At 45.2% G+C, this 19734-nt stretch carries 18 protein-coding genes; 1 reads left to right on the top strand and 17 read right to left on the bottom strand.

Annotated features, from left to right (window positions below; all coding sequences use genetic code 11):
- Positions 1 to 7: 7 nt before the first annotated feature.
- From prkC to CW370_RS03690, 13 genes are all read right to left on the bottom strand, one after another.
- The gene (prkC, locus tag CW370_RS03750) at positions 8 to 1954 is read right to left on the bottom strand and encodes a serine/threonine protein kinase PrkC (RefSeq protein WP_015252109.1); all 1947 of its coding nucleotides are present in this window, start codon (positions 1952 to 1954) and stop codon (positions 8 to 10) included.
- Positions 1948 to 2712, bottom strand: coding sequence for a protein-serine/threonine phosphatase PrpC (prpC, locus tag CW370_RS03745; protein ID WP_014479762.1), 765 nt, complete (start codon positions 2710 to 2712; stop codon positions 1948 to 1950). The genes prkC and prpC overlap by 7 nt, the downstream gene beginning before the upstream one ends.
- A 6-nt stretch (positions 2713 to 2718) precedes the next feature.
- Entirely contained in the window at positions 2719 to 3810 is a 1092-nt protein-coding gene (rlmN, locus tag CW370_RS03740) for a 23S rRNA (adenine(2503)-C(2))-methyltransferase RlmN (protein WP_014476780.1), read from the bottom strand.
- Between the two features lie 3 nt (positions 3811 to 3813).
- A complete protein-coding gene (gene rsmB / locus CW370_RS03735) occupies positions 3814 to 5157 on the bottom strand; it encodes a 16S rRNA (cytosine(967)-C(5))-methyltransferase RsmB (RefSeq protein WP_024572632.1) in 1344 nt (447 codons plus the stop codon).
- Positions 5144 to 6097: a methionyl-tRNA formyltransferase gene (gene fmt, locus CW370_RS03730; RefSeq protein ID WP_029946174.1), complete on the bottom strand. Its 954-nt coding sequence runs from the start codon at positions 6095 to 6097 to the stop codon at positions 5144 to 5146. The genes rsmB and fmt overlap by 14 nt, the downstream gene beginning before the upstream one ends.
- 4 nt (positions 6098 to 6101) lie before the next feature.
- Positions 6102 to 6584, bottom strand: coding sequence for a peptide deformylase (gene def / locus CW370_RS03725; protein ID WP_024573068.1), 483 nt, complete (start codon positions 6582 to 6584; stop codon positions 6102 to 6104).
- Positions 6585 to 6610: 26 nt separating this feature from the next.
- Positions 6611 to 9028 carry a primosomal protein N' gene (gene priA, locus CW370_RS03720; RefSeq protein ID WP_024573069.1) on the bottom strand — a complete coding sequence of 806 codons (2418 nt, stop codon included), beginning with the start codon at positions 9026 to 9028 and terminating at the stop codon, positions 6611 to 6613.
- Positions 9025 to 10245: a bifunctional phosphopantothenoylcysteine decarboxylase/phosphopantothenate--cysteine ligase CoaBC gene (gene coaBC, locus CW370_RS03715; RefSeq protein WP_024573070.1), complete on the bottom strand. Its 1221-nt coding sequence runs from the start codon at positions 10243 to 10245 to the stop codon at positions 9025 to 9027. Before coaBC ends, priA begins: the two co-directional genes overlap by 4 nt.
- Positions 10246 to 10325: 80 nt before the next feature.
- Entirely contained in the window at positions 10326 to 10529 is a 204-nt protein-coding gene (rpoZ, locus tag CW370_RS03710) for a DNA-directed RNA polymerase subunit omega (protein ID WP_003221520.1), read from the bottom strand.
- A 3-nt stretch (positions 10530 to 10532) separates the two neighbouring features.
- Positions 10533 to 11147 (bottom strand): guanylate kinase, encoded by a 615-nt coding sequence (gene gmk / locus CW370_RS03705; protein WP_003232083.1) that lies wholly within the window; start codon positions 11145 to 11147, stop codon positions 10533 to 10535.
- A 7-nt stretch (positions 11148 to 11154) separates the two neighbouring features.
- Positions 11155 to 11424 carry an extracellular matrix/biofilm regulator RemA gene (gene remA / locus CW370_RS03700; RefSeq protein ID WP_003154355.1) on the bottom strand — a complete coding sequence of 90 codons (270 nt, stop codon included), beginning with the start codon at positions 11422 to 11424 and terminating at the stop codon, positions 11155 to 11157.
- A 76-nt stretch (positions 11425 to 11500) separates the two neighbouring features.
- The gene (locus CW370_RS03695; RefSeq protein WP_009967215.1) at positions 11501 to 12376 is read right to left on the bottom strand and encodes a YicC/YloC family endoribonuclease; all 876 of its coding nucleotides are present in this window, start codon (positions 12374 to 12376) and stop codon (positions 11501 to 11503) included.
- A gap of 82 nt (positions 12377 to 12458) precedes the next feature.
- Positions 12459 to 15131 carry a calcium-translocating P-type ATPase, SERCA-type gene (locus CW370_RS03690; protein ID WP_024572604.1) on the bottom strand — a complete coding sequence of 891 codons (2673 nt, stop codon included), beginning with the start codon at positions 15129 to 15131 and terminating at the stop codon, positions 12459 to 12461.
- 121 nt (positions 15132 to 15252) lie between these two features.
- On the opposite strand from CW370_RS03690, the gene rqcH reads away from it, so the two are divergent.
- Positions 15253 to 16965 carry a tRNA modification protein RqcH gene (gene rqcH / locus CW370_RS03685; protein WP_024572605.1) on the top strand — a complete coding sequence of 571 codons (1713 nt, stop codon included), beginning with the start codon at positions 15253 to 15255 and terminating at the stop codon, positions 16963 to 16965.
- Positions 16966 to 17004: 39 nt separating this feature from the next.
- On the opposite strand, the gene sirC is transcribed toward rqcH, so the two are convergent.
- The 4 genes from sirC to cysC all read right to left on the bottom strand — a co-directional run bounded on the left by sirC (position 17005) and on the right by cysC (position 19727).
- Entirely contained in the window at positions 17005 to 17493 is a 489-nt protein-coding gene (sirC, locus tag CW370_RS03680; protein ID WP_024572606.1) for a precorrin-2 dehydrogenase, read from the bottom strand.
- Positions 17474 to 18259, bottom strand: coding sequence for a sirohydrochlorin chelatase (gene sirB / locus CW370_RS03675; protein ID WP_024572607.1), 786 nt, complete (start codon positions 18257 to 18259; stop codon positions 17474 to 17476). Before sirB ends, sirC begins: the two co-directional genes overlap by 20 nt.
- Positions 18260 to 18261: 2 nt before the next feature.
- Entirely contained in the window at positions 18262 to 19035 is a 774-nt protein-coding gene (gene cobA, locus CW370_RS03670; RefSeq protein ID WP_029946173.1) for a uroporphyrinogen-III C-methyltransferase, read from the bottom strand.
- A 98-nt stretch (positions 19036 to 19133) separates the two neighbouring features.
- Positions 19134 to 19727 (bottom strand): adenylyl-sulfate kinase, encoded by a 594-nt coding sequence (gene cysC / locus CW370_RS03665; RefSeq protein WP_015252120.1) that lies wholly within the window; start codon positions 19725 to 19727, stop codon positions 19134 to 19136.
- Between the last annotated feature and the right edge of the window lie 7 nt (positions 19728 to 19734).

The following is a 19734-nucleotide window of genomic DNA, read 5'->3' as shown; positions in this document are numbered from 1 at the left end:
CTCCTTGTTATTCATCTTTCGGATACTCAATGGTTTTGTAGCTGACAACTTTATTGTTTACCATTACTTGATAGTACCCTTTTTGGCCGGGTTCAATCTTTAGTTCGATCGTTCGTTCAGTCGGCTCTTTTATCTTAAATTCTTCGTAAGTGTCAGAGATGCTGTGATCCGCATCGTCAACCGCGATTTGCACTTGAAGCTCGTCCCCTTCATTTTCTGGTTCGTAGGGGATCTTGACCTTTTCTTTCACTGTTTTCGCAGGTTTTTTCTCTGGTCCGAGAGAGAACGTCACTTCAACTTCGTTTCCCGGCTTTACTGCCGTACCTGCTGCTGGTTTTTGTTTGACAACCTGTCCTTCTGGAACATCATCTGAGTATGCTTCTTTTTCTACAAGCTTTAATCCGTTGTCTTCCAGATATCCAGACGCTGCTTCTTTACTGTAGGTTTTCAAGTCTCTAAGCGTAATGTCTTCGGGTCCGATACTGACTGTAAGTTTGACTTGATCTTCACTCGGGACAAGCTCAGTCCCTGCTGAAGGATTTTGGTCAATGACAGTGCCCGCGTTTTTCTCGTCATTCACTTCATTTACCGTTACATGTTTAAACCCTTGGTCCTTCAACGCTTTTTTTGCCTGGTCGACCGTTTGGCCTGTCACATCACCGATCTCCGTTTTTGCCTTTCCGGTGCTTTTATAAAGAGTGACCGTGGCGCCTTCTTTGACTGTTGTATCCGCTTTAGGGTCCGTTTTTACCATCAGGCCCTCTTCAATTTTTTCATCTGAGATTTCCAACACCTCGGAATCAACCTGTAAACCTTCTTTTTCCAAGAGCCCTGCGGCTTTTTCGTATTCCATTCCGGAGACATCAGGTATTTTGACATCCTTAGGCATGAAAAGCGACGGAAAAACAGTGACAGCAAGAATTCCAGCTGTGATAAAAACAAGGCATATCGTGAGCAAAACCCACGGCCACTTTTTTCTTTTGCCGTTCTTCTTTGTTTTGTTTTCTTGTGCGGTTGTCACTTCAGCTTCTTTTTCGCCAGCAGCTTTAGCGAGTTCTTCATCTTTAATGATAGGTATCGCTTTTGTCATTTCTTCATCTTCTTGAATCGTAAATCTCTTTTCATTGAGTCTGTCGGCATCAAAAGCTGTTTTTATGTCTGCTTCCATGTCTTCAGCCGTTTCATAGCGATGAAACGGATCTTTGGCAGTTGCCTTGAGTATGATGTTTTCAACGCTTTGGGGGACCGATGGATTCCACCTTTTTGCCGAAGGAGTTTCCGCTTGAAGATGCTTCAAGGCGATGCTGACTGCTGACTCTCCATCAAACGGAATACGGCCGGTTAAAAGCTCAAATAGAACGATTCCAAGCGCATAAATATCCGATTTCTTTGTGGCTAAGCCGCCCCGGGCCTGTTCAGGTGATAAGTAATGGACCGAGCCCAGAACTGAATTGGTATGGGTGATTGTGGTCGAACTTAGTGCCGTCGCAATTCCAAAATCCGTTACTTTGATATTTCCCATATGATCAATCAAAATGTTATGCGGCTTGATGTCTCTGTGAACAATCTGGTTTTGATGGGCATGAGCGATGGCTGAGACAATTTGCTCCATGATGTTCAGCGCTTCTTTAGGGTGAAGCGGCCCATTTGCTGTTATGTATTCTTTAAGCGTCATGCCTTCAACGTATTCCATGACAATATAATAAATATCATCTTCCTCGCCCAAATCATAAATGCTGACAATATTCGGGTGATCGAGGCTTGATGCGGATTGGGCTTCTCTGCGGAAACGCCTGATAAATTCATTGTCATTTGCATAGTCAAACCGCAGGATTTTAATTGCGACTTCACGGTCTAGAATGATATCCTCAGCTAAATACACGTTGGCCATTCCCCCGCCGCCTATAACGCGGAGAATTTGGTAACGCCCGCTGATCCGCTTGCCGATTAGCACTGATCTTCACCCTCTTCAACTTGTAAAGCAAGCTCAAGCAAAACTGCTGTAATGTTGTCTTCCCCGCCATTCTGATTGGCTTTGTCCACAAGCAGGTTTACTTTTTCCTGAGGAGCTGAATCGCTTTGCAGGATGTCTTTTAATTCAGTGCCTTCCACTTTATTCGTCAGTCCGTCAGAACATAGAAGCAGTTTGTCTCCGGGTTCTATATCAAAGGAACGGGTGTCAATGCTGACTGACTGGTCTGTTCCAAGCGCCTTCGTCAACACATTTTTTCGAGGATGATGTTCAGCGTCTTCTCTGGAGATCTCTCCAGTGCGAACCAGTTCATTTACAAGCGAATGGTCTTCTGTCACTTGAACGAAATCATCGTCCTGAAGCAAATAGCATCTGCTGTCTCCGATATGGGCAACAGAAACCGTTTTCCCCGTAAAAAGCGCACATACAATCGTCGTCCCCATGCCTTGGCATTCTTCGTGGGCTTGAGCGTGATCGTATATTTTGCTGTTTACCGAAAGAATCTGTTCAATGAGCCATTTTTCACATTCCGAGGGCGCAGTTGGAATCGTCTCTGCTTCATTCCATTTCTCCCCCATGGCTTTCACAGCCATCTTGCTCGCAACATCTCCAGCAAGATGGCCGCCCATGCCATCAGCGACAACCGCTAATATAAATTCATCTTTCCCCTTGAATATCCCCGCATCATCTTCATTATGCTGACGGATTTTTCCTGTATCTGTTTTTAAGGCTGTTAACAACCCTCATCACCTCGTCTCGTCTTGACGCTCCTTCGCGCGAAGCTGACCGCAGGCTGCGTCAATGTCATGTCCTTGCTCTCTTCGGATTGTGACATTTACTCCGCGGGATTTCAGCGTTTTTTCAAAAGCAAAAATCTGATCACGCGGTGTGCGCACATAGTCCCGTTCAGGCACGTAGTTTACCGGAATCAAGTTCACGTGGCATTTGACTCCTTCCAGCAAGTCGGCAAGCTCTTCGGCGTGTTCCACCTGGTCGTTTACGCCTCCGAACAGCCCGTATTCAAAGCTGATACGGCGTCCTGTTTTATTAATATAATATTTAACGGCTTCCATTAGATCAGGCAGTTTATATGCTCTGTTAATCGGCATCAAACGGCTTCTGATTTCTGTGTTCGGCGCGTGCAGAGAAATTGCAAAGTTAATCTGCATTTGCTGATCAGCAAATTCGTAAATTTTCGGGATGATTCCACTCGTAGAGACCGTAATATGGCGAGCACCGATATTCAGGCCCTTGTCATGGTTAATGATTTTCAAGAAAGCGAGCATTTCGTTAAAGTTATCAAAAGGTTCGCCGATTCCCATGATCACGACAGAGCTGACGCGTTCATCCGTTTCATCAAGAGCTTTTTGCACTTTAACTACTTGAGCGACAATTTCCCCTGCTTCAAGGTTTCGTTTTAAGCCTCCAAGCGTTGACGCGCAAAATGTGCAGCCAATACGGCAGCCGACTTGTGTCGTTACACATACAGAATTGCCATACTCGTGTCTCATTAAAACGGTTTCGATGGTATAACCGTCATGAAGCTCAAACAAAAACTTCATCGTACCGTCTTGAGAAGTTTGTTTAACAGCCGTTTTCAGCGTTGTTAACACAAAGTGAGTGTTTAATTTCTCACGCAGATCCTTTGAGAGGTTTGTCATTTCTTCAAAAGAAGATACGCGTTTTTCATATAGCCATTCAAAGATCTGAGCCGCACGGAACGGTTTCTCTCCGTTGTCTGTCAGCCATTGTTTAATTTCATCTAATTCAAAAGAATAAATAGACGGACGCTCTGTCCGCAATTCTTTTCTTACTTTTGTTTTATTAAGTTCTGCCATTGCTTATCCCTTCTTTCTCATGCTGCAAATAAAGAAACCATCTGTTCCGAAATAATGAGGAAGGATTTGAAGCCTTCCATCCCGAACAAAGGGTCTCACCTTTTCAGGCAGCCGCTTTTCAAGAGACAAATCGGGTTCAAAATCAGGATGTTCTTGTATAAACGCATGTATTACTTCATCATTTTCTGTCCGGTCCATTGTACACGTACTGTAGACAAGAGTGCCACCTTTTTTTACTAATGGTGCGATTTCCCTCAAGATCGACAGCTGGATTTCAGCTAGACGGGCGCTGTCGTCAGGTTTTTTCGTGTATTTCATGTCCGGCTTTCTTCTGATAACACCGAAACCTGAGCACGGGGCATCGACCAATATTCGGTCAAACTGTTCGTTTTCAAACGTTTCCCCTGCTTTTCTTGCATCCATTGTTTCCGCATGAATGATTGTCAGGCCAAGCCGATCTGCCGCTTCTTTGATTAGCTTCACTTTATGTTTGTGAAGATCAAGCGACGTAACGCTCCCCTTGTTCTTCATTAATTCTGCGATATGAGCCGACTTTCCGCCAGGCGCCGCACACGCGTCAAGCACTGTTTCATCAGGCTTAGGGTCGAGGGCGCGGGCGACGAGCATGGAGCTCTCATCCTGGATGGAAACTTCGCCGTTTTGGAAGAAATGAGTTCCGGCAATTGTTCCCTTTAAGAGCTTCACAGCATCTTCAGCGAGGTCGCCTTTTTCAACTTCGATTCCCTCAGCAGCCATTTGGTCAAGCAGCTCAGCTCTGTCTGCTTTCATTTCATTGACACGCAGCGTCTGCTTCGGCGGAATGAGATGGATGCGGCAAATCTTTTCCGCAGCTTCAAATCCATACGCATCCGCCCACTCTTTCACAAGCCATTCCGGATGGCTTGTTTCTGTCGCCAGCCGGCGTACAGGATCTTCGATCGCGTCAAAGGATGGAACACCTTCGCGCTGAATAGAACGGAGCACGCCGTTGACAAATGAAGCAATGCCTTTGTGTCCGCGGATTTTAGCAATCTCAACCGCTTCATGGATGGCTGCCCTGTCTGGAATCTTCTCTAAATACTCCATTTGATATAAGGATAGGCGAAGAAGCTGAATCACCCACGGCTTTACCTTTTGAGGCTTATTGATAAACGGTTTAAGCATATAATCAAGCGCGATCTTATTTTGTAATGTACCATAGACAAGTTCAGTCAAAAGCCCTCTGTCCTGATCACTCAGTTCATTTGATTTAATGACCGATTTCAGCAGCAGGTTGCTATATGCCTGGTTTTGTTCTAATTTGATCAGCGCCTCAAGGGCGATGTCACGAACACTAGTTTTTTTCATTGTTTACTCCTAACACATCACCGGCTTCAACATGAGCGCCTCGCACAAAGTCTTCGCCTTTCATTCGTTTTTTGCCTGCCGGCTGGAGTTCGGTTAATAACAGAGCCGTCTCGTTACCTGTGGCAACGATAATTCCTTCCTTTTCAACTGCAACGACTGTGCCGGGCTCAGCTGTTGTTGGTGCCGGTATTTTTTTCGACGCCCATATTTTCAAGTTTTGGCCGTTTAGAGTCGTATAAGCAACAGGCCATGGATTTAAGCCGCGGATCTGGTTGTAAAGCTCTTCGCCCGTTCTGGACCAGTCGAGCAGCTCTTGCTCTCTTTTGATATTAGGCGCGTACGTCGCTTTCTCTTCATCCTGCTTTTCAGGTGATATGCTACCGGCAATGACGTTTGGAACCGTTTCAGACAATAGCTTCGCGCCAGCAACGCTTAATTTATCGTGCAGTGTTCCGACATTGTCGGTTTCTTCAATGTCCACTTCCACTTTTGAGATCATATCGCCCGCATCCAATTTTTCTACCATATACATAATGGTAACCCCGGTTTTCTTCTTTCCCTGCAGAATGGAATAATGGATCGGAGCACCCCCGCGCAGTTCCGGCAAAAGGGATGCGTGAACGTTAATGCAGCCGTATTTTGGACTGTCGAGAAGCTCTTTAGGCAAAATTTGTCCGAATGCCGCCGTTACAATCAGGTCAGGCTTTAATGCCAGCACTTTCTCAATTTCTTCTGTCAATCTGACTTTTTCCGGCTGAAGAACCGGGATGCCGTGACGCAATGCCTCTTCCTTGACCGGAGGAGGTGTCAGTACTTTCTTTCTGCCCTTCGGACGGTCCGGCTGTGTGACGACCCCCACTACTTCATATCCGTCCTCAATCAGAGTTCTTAAAACAGGAACTGAAAAATCCGGCGTTCCCATAAATACGATTCTCGTCATCAAATCATCCTTCCATATCCGCTAGTTCATCTTCTGTATAGTATTTACTTATTTTAGATGTAAACAGCACACCGTCTAAGTGGTCCATTTCATGCTGCACGGCTCTTGCTAAAAAGCCTCGCGCTTCCAGAACGAACGGTTTTCCCTGACGGTTAAACGCACGTACTTTGACATAATCGGCACGTGTGACATCACCATAGACGCCAGGAAAGCTCAAGCATCCTTCAATTCCGGTTTGCTCGCCGCTTCTTTCTAAAATTTCAGGATTAACGAGATCAATTCTCCCTCTGTCATCCCCGATGTCTACAACGGCCGCTCTTTTTAAAATGCCGATTTGCGGCGCTGCCAGTCCGACACCATCCATTTCAAGCATGGTGTCGTACATATCATCAAGCAGTTTTTTTAGCTTTTTATCAAAAACAGTCACGGTTTCCGCAGGTGTTTCCAAAACCTCCGCAGGATGTGTGACGACCTTTTTTACTGCCAATTTGTTACCCTCCAAGACGTGAGATCTTACATCATCATATAAGGATTCATATCAATTGAAATCATTACATGTTTTTGTTCAATTTCGCGTTTATAATGTTCCAGTATCTTCTTCAATAAAGCAGATAACTGGGTTTCCTGTTTGTATTTTATCACGCATTGATAGCGATATCTATCTTTGATCCTGGCTATCGGCGACGCGCTTGGTCCGAGAATTTTCGTGTCAGCTCCGCAGTTTGCTTTCAAAAAATGAGCGATTTTTTCAGCTGTAACCGCTGCTTTCGCCACTTCCTCATGAGAAACAGTCACAAGAGCCAAATAGTAGTATGGCGGATAGGATTGCTCTCTCCTGTGCGCCATTTCATGCTGATAGAACGTTTCATAATCGTGTGTTTTCGTCAGCTGGATACTGTAATGAGACGGTGTATACGTTTGAATGATGACATGGCCGGGCTTTTCATGCCTGCCTGCCCGGCCGCTGACTTGCGTTAACAGCTGAAATGTTTTTTCAGCCGATCTGAAATCAGGAATATGAAGTGTTGTATCAGCACTTAACACTCCGACAAGCGTGACATTCGGAAAATCAAGCCCTTTCGCGATCATTTGCGTTCCGAGAAGAATATCCGCTTTTCCTTCTCCGAAAGCTGACAGTAATTTTTCATGGGCGCCTTTCCGTGATGTCGTGTCAACATCCATCCGAATCACTCTCGCACTTGGCAGCACTTTTGTCAGCTCTTCCTCCACTCGCTGTGTTCCCGTTCCGAAAAAGCGGATATGCTCGCTTGCGCATTCAGGACAAGTGTGCGGAACAGGCTCTTCATGTCCGCAATAATGGCATTTCAGCCTTTGGCCGTAACGATGATACGTCATGGAAATGTCGCAGTGCGGGCATTGCGGGACATAGCCGCAATCCCTGCACATCACAAAGGAAGAATAGCCCCTCTTATTTAAAAACAGCACCGCCTGCTCACCCTTTGCAATCGTTTCTTCAAGCTTTTCCATCAATTCAACCGAAAACATCGAGCGATTGCCGTTTCTAAGCTCCTCTCTCATATCGACAAGCGAAACCTCGGGCATCACCCGATGGTTAACACGGTGCTTCAGTGAAAGAAGCTCGTATACGCCCTTTTGCGCTCTTGCATATGATTCTAATGTCGGCGTAGCACTCCCTAATACAACCGGGCAGCTGTGATGCTCAGCCCGCTTGATTGCCACCTCTTTCGCATGATAGCGCGGCATTTCTTCCTGTTTATAGGAAGACTCGTGTTCTTCATCGATGATTATCATTCCGAGATTTTCAAACGGAGCAAAAATGGCGGATCTGGCACCGACGACAAGCCGTACTTCCTTCCGGTGGATTTTACGCCACTCGTCATATTTTTCTCCTGTGGATAAACCGCTGTGCATGACTGCCACCTGGGAGCCGAAGCGGCCCTTGAAGCGGTTGACCATTTGCGGCGTCAGCGATATTTCGGGTACGAGGACGATGGCTTCTTTTCCTTTCGCCAGTACTTTTTCAATTGATTGCAGATAAATTTCCGTTTTTCCGCTTCCTGTCACGCCGTGAAGGAGGAACACTTTATGCTCATCGCTGTCCAATGTCTCGCGTATGGGCTCGAAGGCAGCCCTCTGTTCGTCTGTCAGCGGCAGGGGCTCTGTTTTTTTGAACATTTTGTCCTGATAGGGATCTCTGTAAACCTCTTCATAGCTTTCCTTCAAAAGCCCTTTTTGGATAAGGGTTTTGATGGTTGCAGAGCTCGTGTCCGTTTTTTTGCACAATTGCGCCGCAGGAATTTTCACACCTTCCGGCTCAGAGATGAGAAAGTGAAGAATCGCCTGCTGTTTTGCTGCTTGGCGGGACAATCCCTCAGCCTGCTTAGCAAGCTCTTCTTTACTCGCATTTGCCTGAATATGCCTGACCATTTTTTTATTGGTTTTTTGCGCGACTTTATACGTCACGTCAATGTCCCCTTTTTGAACATGCCTTTGAATCAGTTTCAGCGTATCATGATCGGGTATATCTGAATACAGCAGCGTCTTTGTTTCAGAAAACAGCCGTTCCACTTGCGGCGGAAGATCGGCGCCGTGTGCAATTTTTAATTCTTTTTCATATTTCGCCTTTAAGGCGGCAGGCAGCATTGCTTGAAGCGCCGTTATTTTAAAAGACAGCGTTTTGTCTGACAGCCATGATGACAGATCCATAAGCTCTTCTGTCAGAACAGGTGTAAGATCTAATAAATCCTCTACTTCCTTGACAGATTTCCCCGATAGGTCAGATGTTTCTTTGACTGCTGTCACAAACCCTTGAATCTTACGGGGGCCAAATGGAACAATGACCCGCATCCCCGTTTTGATCATGCCCTTGAGATGGTCTGGGATTTTATAATCAAAAGGCCTGTCTATATTTTTGGTGCTGACATCAACGATGACTTCTGCAAAATTCATGAGCGCTCTCCGGTTTGTTTTGAGAGGGCTGCGATCTCCTGAAGGATTTCAAAAGAAACATCGAGCTTAGACATGATCGGGAGTTCGCGTTTATGCCCGTCTTTGAAAAAGATTGTCACGATATTCGTATCAGCACCAAAACCGGCCCCATTTGCTTTCACATCATTTGCCACAATCAAATCAAGGTTTTTAGCGGCGAGCTTTTTACGTGCATAGTGTTCAATGTCTTGTGTTTCGGCGGCAAATCCGACCAAAATCTGCTCTTTCTTTTTCTCGCCCAATTCTTTCAAAATATCGACTGTTCTTTTCAGTTCTAAGGTCATGCCGCCGTCTTGTTTTTTCATTTTATGGTCAAATACTGTTTTCGGCGTAAAATCGGCTACCGCAGCTGTTTTAATGACTATATCGCTTGCGTCATACACAGAGAGCACAGCTTCGCGCATATCCGCAGCCGATTGAACAGGGATAAACTCAGCAAGGCCTTTAGGCTGATCAAGTGAAACAGGCCCAGAAATTAAGGTTACCCGTGCGCCGAGCTGAACAGCAGCCTCCGCTAATGCGTAGCCCATTTTGCCCGTCGATTTATTGGTAAAAAACCGGACAGGATCAACCGCTTCCCGCGTTGGGCCGGCTGTAATGATCACATGCTTGCCTTCTAAAGGAGCGGATGTTTCTTCAGCAAAATGTTTTTCGGCCAGCTTTACAATGTTTTCCGGCTCTTCCAATCTGCCTTTTCCTACATAACCGCATGCTAAATAGCCCTCACTTGGCTCAATAAAACGATAACCGTCCTGATAAAGAACAGAAATGTTTCGTTTGACTGCCGGGTGGTCATACATATGAACGTTCATTGCCGGCGCGATCCAAACGGGAGCCGTTGCTGCCAACAATGTTGTCGTCAGCATATCATCAGCGATGCCGTTTGCCAGTTTTCCAATCACATTAGCCGTAGCCGGCGCTACGATAATCAAGTCGGCCCAGTCTGCGGCATCAATATGAGAAATAACGCTTGGATTTTGTTCTTTAAATGTATCTGTATAGACTTCGTGGCGGCTCAATGCCTGAAATGTCAGCGGTGAAACGAATCGGCAAGCGGATTCAGTCATAATCACTTTGACATTTGCTCCTGCCTGAACCAGCTTGCTCGTTAACGCACAGGCTTTATAAACAGCGATGCCTCCGCTCACGCAAAGTAACACATTTCGATTGTTTAGCAATGAATTCTCCCCCTCTGCACTTTACAAAACCGCACGGAAAAAAATAACAACCTACATGATATAGGTTGCTACTTGTGCTACTATTCGCGGTCTTCCTTTTCAAACGAAAGCAGGCCTGCATCAATTTCTTCTAAAGCTTTGCCTACATATTTGTGTGAAATCGTATGTTCAATCATTTGGTCTTTTTTGATTTGCATTTCACGGGCGCGTCTCGCAGAAACAGTCACGAGCGTATATTTTGAATCTAATTTATTCATTAAAGAATCAATTGACGGATCTAACATTGATTATTCAACCTCCAGCATTTTCTTATATCTTGGTGCAACGCGTTCACGCTTCAAATGTTCAGCAAGAACGATTGCTTTGATTTTATCGCAAGCCGTTTCGACATTATCGTTTTCAACGACATAGTCATAAGCATCCATCATTTCGATCTCAGCTTTTGCAGCTTTCATTCGATTTTCAATCAGAGCGTCTGTTTCTGTGCCTCGTGTCACGATTCTGTTTTTCAGTTCAGAAAGGCTTGGAGGCGCAAGGAAAATAAACAGGCCTTCCGGGAAAGCATTTCTCACTTGAAGAGCCCCTTGAACTTCAATTTCTAAAAAGACGTCTTTTCCATCTTGAAGCGTCTGTTCAACATAATCGACTGGCGTGCCGTAATAATTGCCGACATACTCTGCCCATTCAAGCAGCTTGTTGTCCGCAATCATTTGCTCGAATTCGTCTCTTGTTTTGAAAAAATAATCGACTCCGTTCACTTCGCCCTCTCTTGGACTTCTTGTGGTTACTGAAATCGAATATTCAAATTTTGTGTCTTCCTGCGAAAAGATCGCTTGTCGAACCGTTCCTTTACCAACTCCTGAGGGACCTGAGAGAACGATTAATAACCCTCTTTCTTTCATGCGGCAATTACCCCTGCCCTTCATCCATAATTTCTTCTTTAACAGAAAGTCTGTGTGCAACTGTCTCAGGCTGGACGGCAGATAAGATAATGTGATCACTATCCATGACGACAACTGCACGGGTTCTTCGTCCGTATGTAGCGTCAATTAGCATTCCGCGGTCTCTTGCATCCTGAATCATCCGTTTGATTGGCGCAGACTCCGGGCTGACAATCGAAATCATCCGATTGGCGGAGATGATATTGCCAAATCCGATATTAATCAGTTTAATCGTCATCTTCTACGTTCCCCCTGTAAAATAGACGTCTCTAGTTTAGCCTAGTAAGACCGTCTGTAAACAATACGCACAGTCACTATTCTATATTTTGCACTTGTTCTTTTATTTTTTCAATAGAACTTTTCATTTCAACGACAAGCTTTGTGATCTGATGATCATTTGCTTTTGAGCCAATCGTATTTGCTTCCCGATTGAGCTCCTGAACAAGAAAGTCGAGTTTGCGCCCGACAGCTCCGCCACTAGCTAATATATCACGAAACTGGGCGAAGTGGCTCTTCAGTCTTGTAATCTCTTCAGTGATATCAGAGCGGTCTGCAAAAATAGCGCATTCTGTTACAAGCCGGCTCTCGTCTAATACGTCTTCAGTCCATTCTTTGATTCTGGCGTACAGCCGTTCCCGATAACGAGATACGACATCTGCAGCCAGCAATTCAGTTTCTCTCACCAGCTCTTCAAGCTGATCAATATGCATCAGGCAGTCTTTCGCTAAGAGCAGCCCCTCTTTTTCACGCATTTCACAGAGACCTTTTACCGCTTCTTCTGCAGCATCGATGATCAACGCCTCCAGCTTGTCATTTTGCGTCTGTTCTTCATGAACCTGGACGACATGATCAAGCTTAAAGAAATCCATTACATCGGGCTCTGCAGACAATTGATACCGCTTCTTCATATCTCTCGCGGCTGCGACAAACTCATCGAGCAGCGGCCAATCAATTTCAAGCCTTTTCTCAACAAGCATATCGCTGTCAACGGATACGAAAAGCTCAATTCTTCCGCGCTGAATATGCTGCAGAATGGTCTGTTTCAGCTTATCTTCAAAATATAGCAAAGGCCTTGGCAAACGAGCGTTCACTTCTTTAAATCTGTAGTTCACAGATTTAAGTTCAACGCTTACAGAGAGATCGTCTTGTGTTTTGCTTGCACTGCCGAAGCCTGTCATACTTCGTATCATTTTAAAACACCCAATTCTTCCCTGTTCTCATAATAAAAGGGCAATAGACACGCTATTACCCCTAAGATTATATCATATGAATTTATTTTTTTCTTGTTAAAAGTGACCCCGCCAGCAAAAAAGTAGGGATGGCGGACATACCGATGACGAGCATCCAGTCCCCCGGCGTGATGGCTACAGTATGGAAAATCGGCTGAAGCGGCGGATAGTAGATTACTACAAGCATCAGCAAAATGGATGACAATACCGCGCCGATTAAATACAGGTTTTGAAACGGATTTCTAGAGAAAACAGAAGTTTCGCTGCGGCAGTCAAACACGTGAATAAGCTGAGCGAGCACCAATGTGGCAAACGCGATCGTCTGGGCATAAGCCAAGTTTTCCGGATTGCGGTGGTACACAATGATAAACGCTAAAATAGTGGCAACTCCGATTAAAAATCCTCTGGAAACGACCTTCCATCCTAGCTTGCGGGCAAATACCCCTTCTTTCGGATGACGGGGCTTGCGCTTCATGACGTCTCCTTCCGGCTGATCCATGCCGAGCGCCATTGCCGGCAATCCGTCCGTCACCAAGTTGACCCACAAAATCTGAATCGGAACGAGCGGTAAAGGAAGGGCCAGCAGCATCGCAAACAGCATGACAAGGATTTCTCCGACGTTAGACGCCAACAGGTATCTGATAAACTTCCTGATATTTTCGTAGATGTTCCTGCCTTCTTTTATCGCTGATTTAATCGTCGCAAAATTATCATCTACGAGAACAAGAGATGATGCTTCTTTGGCCACATCTGTCCCGGTAATGCCCATAGAGACGCCGATATCAGCTTGTTTAATGGCAGGAGCATCATTGACGCCGTCTCCCGTCATCGCCACAATATGCCCGTTCTCCTGATAGGCTTTTACGATTTTTAGTTTATGTTCAGGGGAAACGCGGGCAAATACATATACATCCTCCACCACATGAGAAAGCTCTTCTTGAGAAAGTTCATTCAGCATCTTGCCGTCCATGATTTTGCCGCTTTTCGGAAGGAGGCGCAAGTCTTTCGCTATCGCTTTAGCGGTTTCTACATGATCACCTGTTATCATAACGGTCTTAATTCCTGCTTCACGGCATTCTTTTATCGCCTGTCTGACTTCCGGCCGCGGGGGATCAATGATACCTGAAAGGCCAAGCATGGTCAGATCTTTTTCTGCCTGATCCATTGACGGTGTTTCGCCTGCTTTTATCGGCCTGTAGGCGACCGCTATCGTTCTGAGCGCCTGTGATGCCAAATGTCTTAATACCGCCTCTGTTTCTGCTTTTCTTTCATTTGAAAAAAGAGCTGCTGAGCCATCATAATAAATACGGGAAGATCGCTGCATCAGTACATCCGGCGCACCTTTTGTAATGATATAGCGCTTTCTGTCTTGATCCTCTACGATGACAGTCATCATTTTCCGTGCGGAATCAAACGGAAATTCTTCAATCACTCTGTAATTAGATTCAACAAACTCCTTTGAAAAACCGCCTTTTCTTGCCGCGGTGAGCAGCGCTCCCTCTGTCGGATCTCCGTCAAGCACATATTCGCCGTCTCTTTTCTCAATATTGGAGTTGTTACAAAGCGCTCCGAACAGAAGCATCTGCTGAAGCGGCTTATGTTCATTGACACTGATCTCTTTTTCGTTTAGTGTGAAGCTTCCTTTCGGTTCATAGCCGGCCCCTGCCACTCTCCATGTTTTCCCTCCGGACCAGACATGCGTCACCGTCATTTTGTTTTGGGTCATTGTCCCTGTTTTATCTGAGCAAATGATAGACGCACACCCAAGCGTTTCAACAGCAGGAAGCTTTCTAACAATGGATTTTTGTTTAATCATCCGCTGTACACCAAGCGAAAGCGCCACTGTCACAATCGCCGGCAGCCCCTCCGGAATAGCGGCTACCGCTAACGAGACACCTGCTAAAAACATACTGTACAGATCATGACCCTGAATAACACCGACAGCAACGACAAGTACGGTCAGAAGCAATGCAACAACAATCAAAATCTTCCCGAGCTGCTCTAGTCTTCTTTGCAGCGGGGTTGACAATGTCCCTGCCGATTCAAGCATGTCGGCAATTTTCCCCATAGCCGTATTCATTCCTGTCCCGACGACAACCCCGACACCGCTGCCGCGGGTCACAATCGTTCCCATAAATGCCATATTGGTAATATCGCCAAGTGAAACATCAGGTTTTTTCAATTTATCAGCATGCTTCACAACCGGGATTGATTCCCCGGTCAGCGCTGATTCTTCTATTTCAAGGCTTCTCGCTTCAACAATTCGAACGTCTGCGCCAATTCTGTCCCCGCTCGTAAATTTCACAATATCCCCCGGCACAAGTTCCTTAGAAGGAATCTTTGTCCAGCTTCCTTCCCTGAGTGCCATGACATGCGGTGTTGAAAGCTCTTTTAAAGCCTGAAGAGATTGCTCAGCACGCCTTTCTTGAAAGAAACCGAGTATGCCATTCACAAACACAATCGCAATAATCGCAACCGCATCTACATATTCACCAAGAAATCCTGAGATTAACGTTGCCGCCAGAAGCACAAGCACCATAAAATCTTTGAACTGCGCGAAAAACAAGAGAAGCGCTGAAGTTTTTTTCCCTTCTTGCAGCTCGTTTGGTCCATGCTTGTCAAGGCGTTTTTTTACCTCTTTTTCTGTTAATCCTTGTTTCATGGACGTATTGGTTGCCTCTAGTAAATCTGTTTGTCCCATTTCATGAAACTTCATTCCGCTCGTCCACTCCCCTGCTCTCTTATAGAGATATCACTCTATAAGCATGCTTATTCTGACTCGTCCCATTTCATGCTATAATTATCGAATGCAGGAAGAATGAGAGGGTGTATTGCATATGTCGTTTGATGGCATGTTTACATACGGAATGACACACGAACTTAATGAGAAAATAATGGGCGGACGAATTACAAAAATCCATCAGCCATATAAGCACGATGTGATTTTCCACATCCGTGCCAAGGGAAAAAACCAAAAACTATTATTATCGGCACATCCGAGCTATTCACGGGTGCATATCACGGCACAAGCTTATGAAAATCCAAGCGAACCGCCAATGTTTTGCATGTTGCTGAGAAAGCATATCGAAGGCGGATTCATTGAGAAAATTGAACAAGCGGACTTAGACCGCATTATGATTTTTCATATCAAAAGCCGAAACGAAATTGGCGATGAAACCGTACGAAAGCTTTATGTAGAAATTATGGGCCGCCACAGCAATATCATTTTGACTGACGCAGCAGAAAATGTGATTATCGACGGACTTAAGCATTTATCACCGTCAATGAACAGCTACCGTACAGTACTGCCCGGCCAAGATTATAAGCTTCCGCCTGCTCAGGACAAAATATCGCCTCTTGAGGTGTCAGAAGATGATATTTTGCGTCACCTCAACTTTCAAGAAGGAAGGCTTGATAAACAAATTGTCGACCACTTTTCAGGCGTGTCTCCGCTTTTCGCCAAAGAAGCAGTTCACAGAGCAGGCCTTGCCAACAAAGTCACACTGCCAAAAGCGTTGCTGGCACTGTTTGCCGAAGTGAAAGAGCACCGTTTCATTCCCAACATTACGACTGTAAACGGAAAGGAATATTTTTATCTGCTGGAGCTGACTCATCTAAAGGGCGAAGCGCGCCGTTTTGATTCATTAAGCGAACTGCTCGACCGTTTTTATTTCGGAAAAGCTGAACGAGACCGGGTCAAACAGCAGGCTCAGGATCTTGAGCGTTTTGTTGTGAACGAACGGAAGAAGAATGCCAACAAAATTAAAAAATTAGAGAAAACCTTGGAGTATTCGGAAAACGCGAAGGAATTTCAGCTTTACGGGGAGCTTTTAACCGCTAATTTATATATGCTGAAAAAAGGTGATAAACAGGCTGAGGTCATCAATTATTATGATGAAGAAAGCCCGACAATCACGATTCCTTTAAACCCGAACAAAACGCCTTCTGAAAACGCACAGGCCTATTTCACGAAGTATCAGAAAGCGAAAAATTCGGTCGCGGTTGTCGAGGAGCAAATCAGGCTGGCACAGGAAGAGATCGAATATTTTGATCAGCTGATTCAGCAGCTTTCGTCCGCTTCTCCCCGGGATATCAGCGAAATCAGGGAAGAGCTTGTAGAGGGCAAATATTTACGCCCTAAGCAGCAAAAAGGCCAGAAAAAGCAAAAACCGCACAATCCGGTGTTAGAAACATATGAATCCACCTCAGGGCTGACAATTTTAGTGGGTAAGAACAATCGTCAAAATGAATATTTAACGACAAGAGTGGCGGCCAGAGACGATATCTGGCTTCACACGAAGGACATTCCGGGCTCCCACGTTGTGATCAGAAGCAGCGAACCGGATGAGCAAACAATCATGGAAGCCGCGACAATTGCAGCTTATTTTTCAAAAGCTAAAGATTCAAGTTCAGTGCCTGTAGATTATACAAAAATCAGACATGTCAAAAAACCAAACGGCGCGAAACCCGGTTTCGTCACCTATGACAGCCAGCATACCGTCTTTGTCACGCCTGATGCTGATACTGTCATCAAGCTCAAAAAAAGCTGAGCCGCATAAAGAAAAGCCAGAGCATTTGTATGCTCTGGCTTATTTCTTCCTTCTCACCTGATAAAGCCTGTTCACTTCAGCAACAAAATCGCCGTCAATCAGCTTATCCACGTTTTCGGCAAGCTCTTTTGTGTGCTTTGGACTGGCTCCGCTTGTAGAAACAGACACAGTGACATGCCCTCTTTTTACGATTTTCGGCATATATACATTGCCAAGCTCAGCGTCACTGACACAATTGACAAGCTGAAAAGGCGAAGCGGATTGGGCAATTTCTTTGTTCACTGCCGCATTATCCGTCGCGGCAATAATTAAGAAAGCATTGAGATAATCTTCTTTTTCAATTATCCGTTTTTCCCATTTGATACGTCGCTCTTCTGCCATTTGCTTGATTTCCGGTTCAACATCCGGACTGACGAGCGTTATATCAGCTCCCTCAGAAATCACCGTTTTCAGCCTTCTGAGAGCGATGCTGCCGCCCCCCGCAATCACAACCTTCTTCTTTTCCAGGCTAATGTGCAGCGGAAGCATATGAACCTCCATCAAAATCAAATTGCCCCTCAGGATTTGCCGCAGTTTCTCTCACACGGTTCAAAAATGCGTTTTTCACATGAGGATGAAAACCGATATAGGAAGAGAGGTAGACGTTCGGATTATGAGCTTTTAATTTCTGAACCTCTCGTTCGATTTCATTCATCAGCATACCCGTAAAGAGCAAATATGGAACGATAAAGGTTGTTATGCCGTCATCTTTTTTAAGTTCTGAAAAAACCTCTTTGTAATTAGGGCCGCATGCTGTCAAAAAGCACGGAATGACTTCCTTGACTGGAATCATTTCCTGAAGAAGATTAGCAATACCGGTTACGTCTCTTTTGACATCTGGATCTGAACTTCCCCTTCCGATGAGTACCACTCTGGCATTTTCATATGGAACACCTATGTCTTTCATTCGGTGATATACAGCCTTGACTACTTCTTCGTCAATCCCGATCGGCTTTCCGTATGAAATGCGGACTGATGGATATCGAGATGCAACACGCGCAATTTCTTCCGGAATATCATGTTTTGCATGCGCAGCTGTTAAAAGAAGCAGAGGCACCACTGCGATATGAGTGGCGCCTTGCTTCACACATGCTTCAAATCCTGTCTCAATTGTCGGCTCCTGAAGCTCTAAAAAGCTGATTTCTTGTACTGGCACAGAGATGTGGGCCTTGCATCCTTCCAAAAAGGCTGCGGCTTCTTGCTGCGCTTTTTTGACCCGGCTGCCGTGGCCGACATATAAAATTGCTTGTTTCATTATTACAACGCCTCGCTTAAATCTTGTTTTTTCAGTTCAGATTCAAACCATTCCAGCTTATAGTGATAATTTACAACATTTCCAATGACAATTAAACTCGGATTTGTAATGTTTTCTTTTATCACCGTTTCTGAAAGGGTGTCAACTGTACAAAAAACAGATTTTTGCTTGTCCGTTGTTCCCCAATGAATAAAGGCTGCCGGCGTAGAACCGTCCCGGCCGTTTTCAAGGAGTTTTCTTTCTATCTGCTGCACGTTTTTGATACCCATATAGATGACAAGTGTATCAATTCCTGTAGCCAGCGCTTTCCACTTTTCCTCAAAATCTTCTTCTTTTTTATAATGACCCGTTACAAAAGCGACGTTAGAGCCCGCCTCCCGATGAGTAACAGGAATCCCGGCATAAGCGGCTGCCGCGATTCCAGACGTAATGCCGGGGATGATTTCAAACGGAATTCCATTTTCAGAGAGGCATTCCGCTTCTTCCCCTCCTCTGCCGAACACAAAAGGGTCTCCGCCTTTCAGTCTGACAACCATTTTCCCTTTTTGCGCATACTTCACAAGAAATCGATTGATGGTTTCCTGCTTCATCGTATGAAAATCTGGAAGCTTCCCGCAGTAGATCAGGTCTGCTTGCTCTTTGGCATATTGTAAAATCTCTTTATTTACTAATCTGTCATATAAGATGACATCAGCTTTTTCAATGGCTTTCAGCGCTTTAATTGTCAGCAGATCAGGGTCACCGGGACCCGCTCCTACAATATATACTTTCCCCATCATATTTCCCCCGATCTATTCGAGTTCTTCCAGAGCATTCGCTGTGATGATGTTCTCGCTCGCATTCCGGCACCTGAGAAGAACGCAGCAGATCATATTCAGCTCAATTTTTGTTTAACAAACTCGATCAGCTGATTTTTACACGCTTCACGGTCATGTTGTCCTGAATCAAGAACGAGCTCTGGAGCTTCCGGTTCTTCATAAGGAGAATCAATTCCTGTAAAAAACGGAATCTCGCCGTTTCTTGCTTTTTTGTAAAGCCCTTTCGGATCTCTTTGTTCACAAATATCAAGGTCGCATTTAATGTAGACTTCATTAAATTCGCCCGCTTCCACAAGCTCGCGAACCTGTTGTCTGTCCTCGCGGAAAGGAGAGATAAAAGCAGTAATCACAATGGTTCCCTGCTGAACAAAAAGCTTTGCCACCTCTCCGATTCGGCGGATGTTTTCTTTTCGGTCTTCATCAGAAAAACCAAGATCCTTATTTAAGCCGTGACGGATATTATCCCCGTCCAGCACAATCACTTGGTAGCCTTGCTCAAACAATTCTCTCGCAGCGGCGTTGGCAATGGTTGATTTGCCTGAGCCGCTTAACCCTGTCAGCCAGAGAATGGAGCTTTTATGCTTGTTTTTTTGCTGGTACTCTTCTTTTGTGATAGAGGCTTCATGCCATACAATATCGCGATTTGTCACTGCCAGT

Source organism: Bacillus sp. SN32, from assembly GCF_002837495.1.
In the GTDB taxonomy this organism is placed as follows: Bacteria; Bacillota; Bacilli; order Bacillales; family Bacillaceae; genus Bacillus; species Bacillus subtilis.
The sequence above is the reverse complement of the archived record's forward strand: the minus strand, read 5'-3'. Positions and strand labels throughout refer to the sequence as shown.

Bases quoted from the DNA above. Each gene is read 5' to 3' on its own strand.
- rlmN (WP_014476780.1), bottom strand. From the start codon at position 3,810: ATGGCAGAACTTAATAAAACAAAAGTAAGAAAAGAATTGCGGACAGAG.
- rsmB (WP_024572632.1), bottom strand. From the start codon at position 5,157: ATGAAAAAAACTAGTGTTCGTGACATCGCCCTTGAGGCGCTGATCAAA.
- fmt (WP_029946174.1), bottom strand. From the start codon at position 6,097: ATGACGAGAATCGTATTTATGGGAACGCCGGATTTTTCAGTTCCTGTT.
- priA (WP_024573069.1), bottom strand. From the start codon at position 9,028: ATGAATTTTGCAGAAGTCATCGTTGATGTCAGCACCAAAAATATAGAC.
- rpoZ (WP_003221520.1), bottom strand. From the start codon at position 10,529: ATGTTAGATCCGTCAATTGATTCTTTAATGAATAAATTAGATTCAAAA.
- gmk (WP_003232083.1), bottom strand. From the start codon at position 11,147: ATGAAAGAAAGAGGGTTATTAATCGTTCTCTCAGGTCCCTCAGGAGTT.
- remA (WP_003154355.1), bottom strand. From the start codon at position 11,424: ATGACGATTAAACTGATTAATATCGGATTTGGCAATATCATCTCCGCC.
- CW370_RS03695 (WP_009967215.1), bottom strand. From the start codon at position 12,376: ATGATACGAAGTATGACAGGCTTCGGCAGTGCAAGCAAAACACAAGAC.
- CW370_RS03690 (WP_024572604.1), bottom strand. From the start codon at position 15,131: ATGAAGTTTCATGAAATGGGACAAACAGATTTACTAGAGGCAACCAAT.
- rqcH (WP_024572605.1), top strand. From the start codon at position 15,253: ATGTCGTTTGATGGCATGTTTACATACGGAATGACACACGAACTTAAT.
- sirC (WP_024572606.1), bottom strand. From the start codon at position 17,493: ATGCTTCCGCTGCACATTAGCCTGGAAAAGAAGAAGGTTGTGATTGCG.
- sirB (WP_024572607.1), bottom strand. From the start codon at position 18,259: ATGAAACAAGCAATTTTATATGTCGGCCACGGCAGCCGGGTCAAAAAA.
- cobA (WP_029946173.1), bottom strand. From the start codon at position 19,035: ATGGGGAAAGTATATATTGTAGGAGCGGGTCCCGGTGACCCTGATCTG.